At 70.5% G+C, this 12,300-nt stretch carries 12 protein-coding genes; 5 read left to right on the top strand and 7 right to left on the bottom strand.

Going from position 1 to position 12,300, the window contains the following annotated elements; translation table 11 throughout:
* Position 1: 1 nt before the first annotated feature.
* The 3 genes from ABZ877_RS21495 to ABZ877_RS21485 all read right to left on the bottom strand — a co-directional run bounded on the left by ABZ877_RS21495 (position 2) and on the right by ABZ877_RS21485 (position 2,463).
* Positions 2 to 658 (bottom strand): CE1759 family FMN reductase, encoded by a 657-nt coding sequence (locus tag ABZ877_RS21495; protein ID WP_361073582.1) that lies wholly within the window; start codon positions 656 to 658, stop codon positions 2 to 4.
* Positions 655 to 1,764 (bottom strand): LLM class flavin-dependent oxidoreductase, encoded by a 1,110-nt coding sequence (locus ABZ877_RS21490; protein ID WP_361073580.1) that lies wholly within the window; start codon positions 1,762 to 1,764, stop codon positions 655 to 657. Before ABZ877_RS21490 ends, ABZ877_RS21495 begins: the two co-directional genes overlap by 4 nt.
* Before the next feature lie 93 nt (positions 1,765 to 1,857).
* Positions 1,858 to 2,463: a TIGR03086 family metal-binding protein gene (locus tag ABZ877_RS21485; protein WP_361073578.1), complete on the bottom strand. Its 606-nt coding sequence runs from the start codon at positions 2,461 to 2,463 to the stop codon at positions 1,858 to 1,860.
* 85 nt (positions 2,464 to 2,548) lie between these two features.
* Between ABZ877_RS21485 and ABZ877_RS21480 the strand changes: the two genes are divergently transcribed.
* On the top strand, positions 2,549 to 3,376 hold the full coding sequence (locus ABZ877_RS21480; RefSeq protein WP_361073576.1) for a helix-turn-helix domain-containing protein: 828 nt from the start codon (positions 2,549 to 2,551) through the stop codon (positions 3,374 to 3,376).
* Between the two features lie 9 nt (positions 3,377 to 3,385).
* On the opposite strand, the gene ABZ877_RS21475 is transcribed toward ABZ877_RS21480, so the two are convergent.
* Both ABZ877_RS21475 and ABZ877_RS21470 read right to left on the bottom strand, forming a co-directional pair.
* A complete protein-coding gene (locus ABZ877_RS21475; RefSeq protein WP_361073574.1) occupies positions 3,386 to 4,153 on the bottom strand; it encodes an SDR family NAD(P)-dependent oxidoreductase in 768 nt (255 codons plus the stop codon).
* Between the two features lie 65 nt (positions 4,154 to 4,218).
* Positions 4,219 to 4,554, bottom strand: a complete 336-nt coding sequence (locus ABZ877_RS21470; RefSeq protein WP_361073572.1) for a YnfA family protein — start codon at positions 4,552 to 4,554, stop codon at positions 4,219 to 4,221.
* A 300-nt stretch (positions 4,555 to 4,854) separates the two neighbouring features.
* Between ABZ877_RS21470 and ABZ877_RS21465 the strand changes: the two genes are divergently transcribed.
* Positions 4,855 to 5,649 (top strand): hypothetical protein, encoded by a 795-nt coding sequence (locus tag ABZ877_RS21465; protein ID WP_361073760.1) that lies wholly within the window; start codon positions 4,855 to 4,857, stop codon positions 5,647 to 5,649.
* A 44-nt stretch (positions 5,650 to 5,693) separates the two neighbouring features.
* Here the strand turns inward: ABZ877_RS21465 and ABZ877_RS21460 are convergent, their stop codons facing one another.
* Positions 5,694 to 6,887: an RtcB family protein gene (locus ABZ877_RS21460; RefSeq protein ID WP_361073570.1), complete on the bottom strand. Its 1,194-nt coding sequence runs from the start codon at positions 6,885 to 6,887 to the stop codon at positions 5,694 to 5,696.
* A 223-nt stretch (positions 6,888 to 7,110) separates the two neighbouring features.
* Here ABZ877_RS21460 and ABZ877_RS21455 point away from each other — a divergent pair, with 223 nt between their 5' ends.
* The 3 genes from ABZ877_RS21455 (at position 7,111) to ABZ877_RS21445 (ending at position 10,366) form a co-directional block, all read left to right on the top strand.
* Positions 7,111 to 7,938 (top strand): DUF3558 domain-containing protein, encoded by an 828-nt coding sequence (locus ABZ877_RS21455; RefSeq protein ID WP_361073568.1) that lies wholly within the window; start codon positions 7,111 to 7,113, stop codon positions 7,936 to 7,938.
* 158 nt (positions 7,939 to 8,096) lie between these two features.
* Positions 8,097 to 8,960 carry a DUF3558 family protein gene (locus ABZ877_RS21450; protein WP_361073566.1) on the top strand — a complete coding sequence of 288 codons (864 nt, stop codon included), beginning with the start codon at positions 8,097 to 8,099 and terminating at the stop codon, positions 8,958 to 8,960.
* Positions 8,961 to 9,091: 131 nt separating this feature from the next.
* A complete protein-coding gene (locus ABZ877_RS21445; protein WP_361073564.1) occupies positions 9,092 to 10,366 on the top strand; it encodes a DUF2637 domain-containing protein in 1,275 nt (424 codons plus the stop codon).
* 71 nt (positions 10,367 to 10,437) lie between these two features.
* Here ABZ877_RS21445 and lysS read toward each other — a convergent pair whose 3' ends face one another.
* A complete protein-coding gene (gene lysS, locus ABZ877_RS21440; protein ID WP_361073562.1) occupies positions 10,438 to 12,216 on the bottom strand; it encodes a lysine--tRNA ligase in 1,779 nt (592 codons plus the stop codon).
* Positions 12,217 to 12,300: the final 84 nt, after the last annotated feature.

Raw genomic sequence — 12,300 nt, 5'->3', positions numbered from 1 at the left:
GCTATTCGGCTCGCAGGGCCGCGAGGCGCTCCTCGAACGGGGTCACCTCGAAGCCGTCCGCCGGGTCCACCGAGGTGATCGCCCCGGTCAGTGAGCGGGGCGCGATCGCGGCGGCGGTGTCCACGTCCGGCGCCGCGTCGGCGGCGGCCGGGGCCATGAACCGGGCGAGTTCGCCGCCCGCACGGACGATGCGGCGCTCCAGGCCCTCCTCGCCCCAGTCCTCCGACGCCGCGAACACGGCGGTCGGCAGGACCAGAGCGCGCAGGTAGCTGAAGAGGGGCCGCAGCGCGTGCTCGGTGACCAGCGAGTGCCGGGCCGTGCCGCCGGTCGCGGCGACGAGCACGGGCTTGCCGGTCAGCGCGTCCTTGTCGATCACGTCGAAGAACGACTTGAAAAGGCCGCTGTACGACGCCGCGAACACCGGGGTCACCGCGATCAGGCCGTCCGCCGCCGCCACCGCGTCGAGCGCGGCGGCGAGACGGGCGGGCGGGAAGCCGGTGACGAAGTGCTGCGCGATCTCCGTGGCGAGGTCGCGCAACTCGATGACCTCGACGTCGGCGCCGCCGGCCTGCCGCACGGTCGCGGCGGCGAGCCGGTCGGCGAGCAGCCGGGTGGAGGAGGGCGAGCTGAGCCCCGCGGAGACGACTACGAGCTTCACTTCGCGCTCCCTTCGGGTGCGGTCTGCGGGGCCGCCGCCTTGGCGGCGACGCGGGCGGCGTGGGTCGGCGCGTCCGGGACGTTCGCCGGGCGCAGGTTGGCGAACTCCTTGCGCAGCACCGGCACGACCTCCTCGCCGAGCAGGTCGAGCTGTTCCAGGACGGTCTTCAGCGGCAGGCCCGCATGGTCCATCAGGAACAACTGGCGCTGGTAGTCCCCGACGACGTCCCGGAAGGACAGCGTCCGCTCGATGACCTCCTGCGGCGAGCCGACGGTCAGCGGCGTCTGCGAGGTGAACTCCTCCAGGGACGGGCCGTGGCCGTAGACCGGCGCGTTGTCGAAGTAGGGGCGGAACTCGCGCACCGCGTCCTGGCTGTTCTTCCGCATGAACACCTGGCCGCCGAGGCCGACGATGGCCTGCTCCGGGGTGCCGTGCCCGTAGTGGGCGTAGCGGGTGCGGTACAGGTTCACCATCTGCTTGGTGTGGCTGGCGGGCCAGAAGATGTTGTTGTGGAAGAAGCCGTCACCGTAGTAGGCGGCCTGCTCGGCGATCTCGGGCGAGCGGATCGAGCCGTGCCAGACGAACGGCGCGACGCCGTCGAGCGGGCGCGGGGTCGAGGTGAAGGACTGCAGGGGCGTACGGAACTTGCCCTTCCAGGTCACGACGTCCTCGTCCCACAGGCGGCGGAGCAGGGCGTAGTTCTCGACGGCGAGGTCGATGCCGTCCCTGATGTCCTTGCCGAACCAGGGGTAGACCGGGCCGGTGTTGCCGCGGCCCATCATCACGTCGACGCGGCCCTCGGCGACGTGCTGGAGCATCGCGAAGTCCTCGGCGATCTTCACCGGGTCGTTGGTGGTGATCAGCGTCGTGGAGGTCGACAGGATCAGGTTCTCGGTGCGCGCGGCGATGTAGCCGAGCATGGTCGTCGGCGAGGACGGCACGAACGGCGGGTTGTGGTGCTCCCCGGTCGCGAAGACGTCCAGGCCGACCTCCTCGGCCTTCTGCGCGATGGCGAGCATCGCCTTGATGCGCTCGTGCTCGCTCGGCGCGCGTCCGGTGGTCGGGTCGACCGTGACGTCGCCGACGGTGAAGATTCCGAACTGCATGATGCTCACCCTTCCCGGGTTTTTGTTGACCGTTCAACTATACCCCGGAACGGTGGCGCCCGCTCCCCTATTCCCGGCCACAGTGGTGGCTGGTCACCACTGATGCGGATGGCGTCCCGTCGCCGCGAGGAGCCGGTCGAAGGGCGACGCACCGGCCCGCGCCGGTACGGGCTCCCCGAAGACGCCCATCGACCTCGCCGTCGGCGCCAACTCCGCCACCGCCTCCGCCAGCACACCCACCACCTGCGGCGGAGCCTCGTACGGCTGGCCCGTGGCCCGCGCCAGGTCCCACGCGTGCACGGTGAGGTCGAGGAGCACCATCGCGCCGACGAGCCGCGCGGGCATGTTCATCGCACCGCTCGTCCCCTCCTCAGCGCCCGGCGCCGACCACGCGGCGACCAGCTCCTCCACCGCGCCCGCGAACCGCTCCCGCCAGTCGCCCTCCTCCCCCACCCGGTCCGGCGTCGTCGTGAAGTCGGCATCCCGCTTGGCAGCCAGCTTCCGGAACTCCACGACCACCTGGAACAAGTGGTTGACCAGGGCTTTCACGTCGTACTCCGCACACGGCGTCGGAGCCGTGAGCGCGGCGTCCGGGAGACCGGAGACGACCGGGACCGCGCGCTCGGCGGCGCTCCCCAGGAGCTCCCCCATGCGCCGCGCCTGCTGCTTCTGCTGCGTCTGCTGCTCGTACGTGTCCATGCGTCCGACGCTACGAGCGAGCACCGCCGCGCCTCTTGAAAGAACGCGACAGGCCGCTGTCAGTGCCCCGCCGTACGATCCGGACATGGAGCGGGACATCCGGGACACCCGAGGGATCGTCGACCCGGCCGCGCTGCTCACGCGCGTGCGCTTCCGTCGGCACACGCCCGCCGAGCCCCTGCGCCCGTACGTCGAGAACTACTGGCTGATCGACTGGGACCTGCCCGCCCCCTACGCCTCGCACATCGTGCCGCACCCGGCCGTGAACCTGACGTTCCAGTGGGACGAGGACGACGGCCCGCCCTACGGCGAACTGACCGGCGTCTCCGCGCCCGGCCTCTACACCCGCAAGCTCGCCGGGCGGGGGCGGGTGTGCGGGGCGAAGTTCTGGCCGGGGGCGTTCCGGCCGTTCGTACCGGAGGTGCCGGTCGCGGAGTGGACCGGCCGGGTCCTGCCCTACGAGGAGGTGTTCCCGGCGACGGACGTGGCGGCCGTCGTCGCGCCCGAACCCGACCCGGACGACGACCGGGCCAGGGTCGCCGCCCTCGACGCCTACCTGCTCGCCCTCGCCCCGGCCGAACCGGACCCGGCGGCCGAACTGGCGCGCGGGCTCGTCGCACGGATCCGGGCCGGACGCGGAGTGCGCCGCGTCGCGGACCTCGCGCGGCAGGAGGGCATGTCGGTGCGGTCGCTGCAACGACTGTTCGCCGCACACGTCGGCGTCAGCCCCAAGTGGTGCATCCTGCGCTACCGCATCCACGAAGCACTGGAGACGGCCGCCGCGCACGCGGACGGCCCCGGGGTCGACTGGGCCGCCCTCGCCGCCGACCTCGGCTACGCGGACCAGGCACACCTGGTCCGCGACTTCACGGCGACGGTGGGCGTCCCGCCGACCGCCTACCCGACCTCGTAGAGGAGGTCCTCACTGCTCGCGGTGGACCTTCGAATTGGAGGCCTGGGCGCGCGGCCGGACCACGAGCAGGTCGATGTTGACGTGGCTCGGCCGGGTGACCGCCCAGGCGATCGTGTCCGCCACGTCGTCGGCGGTGAGCGGCTCGGCGACGCCCGCGTACACCTTCGCCGCCTTCTCCTGGTCGCCGCCGAACCGGGTCAGCGCGAACTCTTCCGTCTTCACCATGCCGGGCGCCACCTCGACGACCCGCACCGGCGTGCCCACGATCTCCAGACGCAGCGTCTCCGCGAGGACGTGCTCGGCGTGCTTGGCCGCCACGTACCCGGCGCCGCCCTCGTACGTGCTGAACCCGGCGGTCGAGGAGACGACCACGACCGTGCCGTCGCCGGACGCGGTCAGCGCGGGGAGGAGGGCCTGCGTGACGTTGAGGGTGCCGATGACGTTCGTCTCGTACATCTGCCGCCACTGCTCCGGGTCGCCGGAGGCCACGGGGTCCGCGCCGAGCGCGCCGCCCGCGTTGTTCACCAGGACGCCGATCGTCTTGAACGCGGTGGCGAACTCGTCCACCGCCGCCCGGTCCGTGATGTCCAGGGCGTACGCGGTGGCCTGGTGCCCGGCGCCGTTGATCTCCTCGGCCAGCGCCTCGATGCGGTCCTTGCGGCGGGCCGTCAGCACCACCCGGTACCCGGCCGCGGCCAGCTGCCGCGCGGTGGCGGCGCCGATGCCGCTGCTCGCGCCGGTGACGACGGCGATACGGGAAGACGCGGCGGGGGCCATGAGCTACTCCTCGAACAGCTGGGCGACAGGACTGCCGCCCAGCGTACGTGGCGAAGATCGCCGGGTCAGCGGTTCCTCGGCGCGTACATGATCACCGCCATGCCGGCCAGGCAGATCAGGGCGCCGACCACGTCCCAGCGGGTCGGCCGGTACCCGTCCGCAACCATCCCCCACGCGATCGAGCCCGCCACGAAGACCCCGCCGTACGCGGCCAGGATCCGCCCGAACTCGGCGTCCGGCTGCAACGTGGCCACGAACCCGTACACCCCGAGCGCGATCACCCCACCCCCGACCCACACCCACCCCCGCTCCTCCCGCACCCCCTGCCACACCAGCCACGCACCCCCGATCTCGAAGAGCGCGGCAAGCACGAACAACAACACGGAACGAGCGACGATCATGCGGGCCAGGGTGCCACGTGCCGCAGGGGCCCGGGGGGCGCGCACCGCGCTCCGGCGCTCCCCCTCGAACGGGTGACGCCGATCGATTGCGTGCGCGGCAGGGGAACGGGCTGGCTACGTTCGCGCCAACAGGACCGCACACAGTGCGACCCCCAGCACGGGATTGCCGTCCCGGCCGGGGGCCTGACCACCGAGGAAGAGAAGAGCTTCCCCATGGCTGCACGCGAGCCTAGCGCTCACCAGTTCACATTCGAAGAAGCACTCGGCCTTGAATCATTCGGCACGTCAGCGCCGGGGTTCATGGACCTGGAAGTGCCCGAGTACGCGTACATGTTCGGGTTCCTGCAGATGGACGGACACATGGCAGCAGGAACCAGGCAAAGAGGCCAACTCACCGCCGAAATCAGCATCCGGGACATCGAGATCCTGCGTAAATTCCAACAGCTGACGCCCTACTACAGCAGCATCACGGAGCGAGTTCGCACGACCAACTTCGCCGCTTCGCACCACTCTGCGACTTGGACGCTTTGCTCCTTGGAGGCACGTACGACGCTCAACGAGCTGGGGCTGCCCTACGGCCGTAAGTCGAAGAAGATCACGCCCCCGCGCGTGCCGTTCTCACGGCGCGACTACCTGCGAGGGGTCATCGACGCGGATGGCTCCATCGGCTACACGAGTCGCGGCTTCCCCTTCGTCTCCCTCACCACGCAGAGCACCGCCATCGCCGCCTACCTCTGCTTCTACGCGAGAAAAATCACCGAGGTGCAGCGCATTCCGAAGCGCAACACCCGCGACGGCCTCTACAACATCATGTTCGCGATGGAGGCTGGCCAGAAGCTCGGCGCCCACCTCTACTACCCCGGCTGTCTGGCCCTGGACCGCAAACAAGCGGCCGCCGATTCCCTGGCCGCCTGGACCCGCCCTGCCGACATGAAGGCCGCGTACACGGCACGTCGCTGGAAGGACTGGGAGGACCGGGCACTCCTGCGGCACAACGACGCGGCCTCCGCCGCCGAGGAGCTGGGCCGTACGAAGAACAGCTGCTATCTACGTCTGTGGCGGCTGCGCAGCGGCAAGCTCCCGATGCCGGGGTGACCACACGGGGCCCGAGTCGGCAACGACTCGGGCCCCTCACAGACTCAACCCTTCACGCAGACGACCTGCTTCAGCTTCGCCACGACCTCCACCAGGTCCCGCTGCTGATCGATGACCTGCTCGATCGGCTTGTACGCGCCCGGGATCTCGTCCACGACGCCGGAGTCCTTGCGGCACTCCACACCCCGCGTCTGCTCCTCCAGGTCCCGCGTCGAGAAGCGCCGCTTCGCCGCGTTCCGGCTCATCTTGCGGCCCGCGCCGTGCGAGGCGGAGTTGAAGGACGCCGCGTTACCGAGGCCCTTCACGATGTACGAACCCGTGCCCATCGAGCCCGGGATGATCCCGTACTCGCCCGAGCCCGCGCGGATCGCTCCCTTACGGGTGACCAGCAGGTCCATCCCGTCGTAGCGCTCCTCGCTCACGTAGTTGTGGTGCGCGCTGATCTCCGGCTCGAAGGTCACCTTCGCCTTCTTGAACTCCTTACGGACCACGTCCTTCAGGAGCGCCATCATGATCGACCGGTTGTACTTCGCGTACTCCTGCGCCCAGAACAGGTCGTTGCGGTACGCCGCCATCTGCGGGGTCTCCGCGATGAAGACCGCGAGGTCGCGGTCGACGAGGTTCTGGTTGTGCGGCAGCTTCTGCGCGACACCGATGTGGTGGTCGGCCAGCTCCTTGCCGATGTTGCGGGAGCCGGAGTGCAGCATGAGCCAGACCACACCGTCAGTATCGAACGTAATTTCGAGGAAATGATTTCCGGCTCCGAGCGTCCCGATCTGCTTCCGCGCCCGCCCCTCCCGGAACTTCACCGCATCCGCGACACCCCCGAACCGCCCCCAGAAGTCGTCCCAGCCCGCCGTGCCGAAGCCGTGGAGGCGGGTCGGGTCGACCGGGTCGTCGTGCATGCCCCGGCCCACCGGGATCGCCTGCTCGATCTTGGAGCGGAGGCGGGAGAGGTCGCCGGGGAGGTCGTTGGCGGTGAGGGAGGTCTTGACCGCGCTCATGCCGCAGCCGATGTCGACCCCGACCGCCGCCGGGCACACCGCGCCCTGCATCGCGATCACCGAGCCGACCGTGGCGCCCTTGCCGTAATGAACGTCGGGCATGACGGCCAGGCCCTTGATCCAGGGCAGGGTCGCGACGTTGCGGAGCTGCTGCATCGCCACGTCCTCGACGGACGCCGGGTCCGCCCACATACGGATGGGGACCTTCGCCCCCGGTACCTCTACGTACGACATGAAATCCCCCGAAAGGTGATGAAGCTGGCCGAACTCCGCTGAAGCCGAATGAAGCTCGCCGAAGTCCGCTGAAGTTTTGAAACGCAGATACCGGAGCCAAGGTCCACGAAACGGTCGCCGGACCGGCGTCCACGGCAGTGCGTGCGATAGACATTGTCATCATCGGCCGCCTCGCCGCGGCAACCGATTAACCAGGCGCAACCCGCCGAGAGGAGCCCTTACGGTGCAGCGGAAGTCGTACGCGTACGTGCCGGGTGTCGCCGTACTCCTGACGGGACTGCTCACCGGGTGCTCCGGTGGCTCCGGCTCCGACGACAGCGCGGGCGACTCCAAGCCGGGCAGCCTGGCCTCCGCGTCGTCGGCCAAGCCCGGCAAGTACCGGACGCTGCCCGAGCCGTGCGCCCAGCCCGACCAGGGGATGCTGGACGCGATGCTCCCCGGCATCAAGGAGCTGACGGACGAGCAGGCGCGGGAGAAGGCGTACGAGGGGACGGCGACGGCCACGTACGACACGGCCCGCCGGGCGGGGTGCGGCTGGAAGGACCAGTCGGCGTCGGGCGGCACGCACCGTCTCACGCTCGACTTCGAGCGGGTCGTCTCCTACGACGCGGCGGTCAGCGACGACACGCGCGCGCAGGATGTCTTCGCGGCGAAGGTGGCGAAGGCCGGTGTGCCCGCGGCGGCGCCGACCGGTTCCGTCACGCCGTCGAGGGGCGCGACGAGCGGGAGCGGTGACGACAGCGGCGACGGGAAGTCGTCGCCCGGCGCCGACACCGGCACCGCCTCGCCCTCCTCCTCCGTGTCCGCCGCCGAGCTGCAGCCGCGCATGCTGGAGGGGCTCGGCGACGAAGCCTTCATCGACGACGAGCTGTCGGGCCCGCTGGCGTCCCGGAGCCGGACGGTGACTGTGGTGTTCCGCACGTCGAACGCCTTGGTGACCGTCCAGTACGTGGCCCAGTCGGCGGCCCCCGGGGAGACCCCCGACAGCAAGGAATCGCAGGACAGGGCGCAGGAACTGGCCCAGAAGCTGGTCGGCAAGTTCGACGAGTAGGGCGGTCGTGGGCGCTGTCGCCGCTCGGGGGAAGTCGAGGCGCCGGGGGTGGCCACGGCGTACGGTTGCCCCTCGGACCCGGGTTCGTGGTGGCTCCGTGAAGGAAGCCGTCGCGTGTCCGGGGCCGTGCTCACGACAGCGTCCGATGTAGAGGAACCATGCACCGTCCCACCAAGCGACTCACCCGCATACTCACCTGCGCAGCCGCCGTGCCGGTGGTTCTCCTGGCGGCAGGCTGCTCCTCCGACTCCGACGGGGGTTCCGGCTCCGGCGACAAGGCGGAGAAGGGGTCCACGGCCACGGCGTCCTCCTCGACGGCCGGGGACGCGGCGAAGAAGGTGGCTCCGGCGACGTACAAGGCGTTGCCGCAGGCGTGCTCGGCGCTGTCGAAGAAGACGCTCGACGAGCTGGTCCCGAAGGGGGACAGCAAGGCGGGTGCCTCGGACGACGAGTCGACGCGGGCGAACTGCTCCTGGTCGAGCCTGGACAACAACGGCATCAAGGGCTCCCAGTTCCGCTGGCTGAATGTCTCGATGGTCCGTTTCGAGTCGGATCTGAACCGGGGCAGTGGTGACAAGCTGGCCACGGAGTACTACACGAAGCAGGTCGCGGACGCGCAGGCGACCGAGGGCGCGAAGAACGTGAAGACGGCGCCGGTGGCGGGTACGGGTGACGAGGCGACGCTGGTCCGCTTCGACAGCACGTACAAGGAGAAGAAGAAGGACGTCACGTCCCGGCAGCAGACGGTCGTCTCGCGCGTGGACAACGTCGTGGTGACGGTCCACTACAACGGTTCGGGTCTCGCGGGTGAGAAGACGCCGGCCGCGGACGGTCTGGTGAAGGACGCGGAGAAGGCGGCCAAGGAGGTCGTGGCGTCGGTGATGCACGCGAAGGCGTCCCCGTCCGCGTCCGCGTCTTCTTCCTCTTCCTCTTCCTCCTCCCCGTCGGCCAAGCCGAAGGCGTCCGCGTCCGCCTCCGCCTCGAAGAAGGCCGACGAGAAGGACAGCGGCAAGGACAACTAGCCGTTGTTGCAAGCGGTTTGAGGAGCCCGGCCCCTTTTGGGCGCCGGGCTCCGGGCGTACCGGCCCACAGCCGTCCGCACACGTGTGCCAGTCTGTTGGGCGCAACAAGCCGAACTGGGAGGGGAACTGGAGTGGCCGCGCCACTGAAGCTGACACGGACGCACCGGATACTCATCGGTCTGGTGGTGGCCGGTGCGGTCGTCATCGCGGGGATCGGCTTCGCCGGTTCCTACGCGGCCGTCCGCGAGCTGGCCCTGGAGAAGGGGTTCGGGAACTTCGCCTATGTCTTCCCGATCGGCATCGACGCGGGCATCTGCGTCCTGCTCGCCCTCGATCTGCTGCTGACCTGGATCCGGATCCCGTTCCCGCTCCTTCGGCAGACCGCCTGGCTGCTGACCGCCGCGACGATCGCCTTCAACGGCGCCGCCGCCTGGCCGGACCCGCTCGGCACCGGCATGCACGCCGTGATCCCGGTCCTGTTCGTCGTCGCGGTCGAGGCGGCGCGGCACGCGATCGGGCGGATCGCGGACATCACCGCCGACAAGCACATGGAGGGCGTGCGCATCACGCGCTGGCTGCTCTCCCCGCTGCCCACGTTCCTGCTGTGGCGCCGGATGAAGCTGTGGGAGCTGCGCTCCTACGACGCCGTGATCAAGCTGGAGCAGGAGCGGCTGGTCTACCAGGCGCGGCTGCGTTCCCGCTTCGGCCGGGCGTGGCGGCGCAAGGCCCCGGTGGAGTCGCTGATGCCGCTGCGGCTCGCCCGCTACGGGGTGCCGCTCGCCGAGACCGCTCCGGCCGGGCTCGCCGCCGCCGGGATCGAGCCGCAGTTGCTGCCGCCCGCGCCGGTGGCGGCGCAGCCGGAGCTGGAGCCGTCGCCGGTCGGGTCGGAGGCGCCGGTGGCGGAGGAGGCCGTCGCCGATGTGCCGAGCCAGTGGTTCGCGGCGCCGCGCGAGGTGGCGTACCAGGGGGACTACGACCCGAACTTCGAGCCGCCGACGTTCGTCCCCGAGCAGGAGCACCAGGGGTGGTACGAGGGTCAGCCGCAGCAGATCCCGGTGGCGCGGCCGCACGCGGCCGAGCCCGAGCAGCAGTTCCCCGTGCCGAACGGGGCCGGGGGCACGCGCCCGCTCGGTGACGGCGCGCAGGAGGCGGCGGACGCGGTGCGGGCGGCGGAGGCGGTGAGCGCGGTGGAGACGGCCGAAGCGGTCGGTGCCGTGCCCACCGAGGAGGACCTGTACCGGGTGTACCGGCAGGCCATAGACGGTGAGATGCCGACGCCGGGGCGGTTCGCGGCGGACGTCGAGGACTCGTTCGGCATCAAGCTCGAACCGCGTGACGTGAACCGTTACGCGGACCAGTTCTCCGCGCGGTACAACGCGGAGCTGATGGAGGACCACATCGCCTGAGCCCGGCGGCCATGACGCGGAAGGGGCGGCACCGGAGAGATCCGGTGCCGCCCCTTTTCCGTCCGGCCGGGTTACGCGCCGAGCAGCTTGCGTACCCGGTCCGCGCCGACCGCGAGCAGCAGGGTGGGCAGGCGCGGGCCCGTGTCGCGGCCCACGAGCAGGTGGTAGAGCAGCGCGAAGAAGGTGCGCTGGGCCACCTTGATCTCGGGCGGGAGTTCCTTGGCGGTGGCGTCGGCGGGGAAGCCGGCCTGCACCTTCGGGACGCCGTAGACGAGGTGGGTCAGGCCGTCGAGCGACCAGTGGGAGTCCAGGCCGTCGAGGAGGAGCTGGAGGGACGTGCGGCTCTCCTCGTCGAGCGCGGCGAGCGCCTCGGTGTCGGGCTCGGAGCGGACGATGGTGCGGGACTCGGCGGGCACGTACTTGGAGATCCACGCCTCGGCCTTGTCGAGCCGGGGGCGGACCACGGACAGGTCCGTGACCGGGTTCTCGGGGTCGAGTTCGGCGAGGATGCGCAGGGTCTGCCGCTCGTCCCCGGCGGTCACGTCGGCGACGGAGGCCAGCGTGCGGTAGGGCAGGGGGCGCTCGGTGCGCGGGAGTTCACCGGCGGCGGTGCCGACGGCGCGGCTGTACGCGGCGGCGTCGGCGGGCAGCACGGAGCCGTCCGCCACCTTTCCGGCGAGCTTGTCCCACTCGTCGTAGAGCCGCTGGATCTCCTGGTCGAAGGCGATCTTGAAGGACTGGTTGGGGCGGCGGCGGGCGTAGAGCCAGCGCAGGATCTGCGGCTCCATGATCTCCAGGGCGTCGCCCGGGGTGGGGACACCGCCCTTGCTGGAGGACATCTTCGCCATGCCGCTGATGCCGACGAACGCGTACATCGGGCCGATCGGCTGCTCGCCGCCGAAGATCCCGACGATCTGGCCGCCGACCTGGAACGACGAGCCCGGCGACGAGTGGTCGACGCCCGACGGCTCGAAGATCACGCCCTCGTAGGCCCAGCGCATGGGCCAGTCGACCTTCCACACGAGCTTGCCGCGGTTGAACTCGCTGAGGCGGACGGTCTCGGTGAAGCCGTCGAGGGTGCAGGTGTAGGTCAGCTCGGTGGTCTCGTCGTCGTACGAGGTGACCGTGGTGAGGTCCTTGCCGCACTGGCCGCAGAACGGCTTGTACGGGTAGTAGCCGCCCGCGCCGCCGCTGCCGTCGTCCTCCGACGCGGCGCCGGAGCCCTCGGCGGCCTCGACCTCGGCCTCGTCCTGCGGCTTCTGCTGCTTCTTGGCCGGGGCCTTCTTGGTGCGGTACTGGGCGAGGATCGCGTCGATGTCGCCGCGGTGCTTCATGGCGTGCAGGATCTGCTCGCGGTAGGCGCCGGAGGTGTACTGCGCGGTCTGGCTGATCCCGTCGAACTCCACGCCGAGCGCGCCGAGCGCCTCGATCATGGCGGCCTTGAAGTGCTCCGCCCAGTTCGGGTACGGGGATCCGGCCGGGGCCGGTACCGAGGTCAGCGGCTTGCCGATGTGCTCGGCCCAGGACTCGTCCGTACCGGGCACACCGTTCGGGACCTTGCGGTAGCGGTCGTAGTCGTCCCAGGAGATCAGGTGCCGGACCTCGTGGCCGCGGCGGCGGATCTCGTCGGCGACCAGGTGGGGGGTCATGACCTCGCGCAGGTTGCCCAGGTGGATCGGGCCGGACGGGGACAGACCGGAGGCGACGACGACCGGTTTGCCCGGGGCACGACGCTCGGACTCGGCGATGACTTCGTCCGCGTAGCGCGACACCCAGTCGGCCTGCTGGGCGCTCGGAGCGCTGCTGTCTGCCACGGTCGGCACGTCCTTCTCTCTCTGTTTCCGTCTCATACGTGGTTCTGGCGCACGAGGCGCACGGGGCGCGTCCTCCGTCGTGGACGCCCGCCGTCCATTGTCACCCCCGGCGGTTCGTGC

The sequence above is a fragment of the Streptomyces sp. NPDC046939 genome (assembly GCF_040644575.1).
Classification (GTDB): domain Bacteria; phylum Actinomycetota; class Actinomycetes; order Streptomycetales; family Streptomycetaceae; genus Streptomyces.
This window is presented reverse-complemented; position numbering and strand designations above follow the sequence as displayed.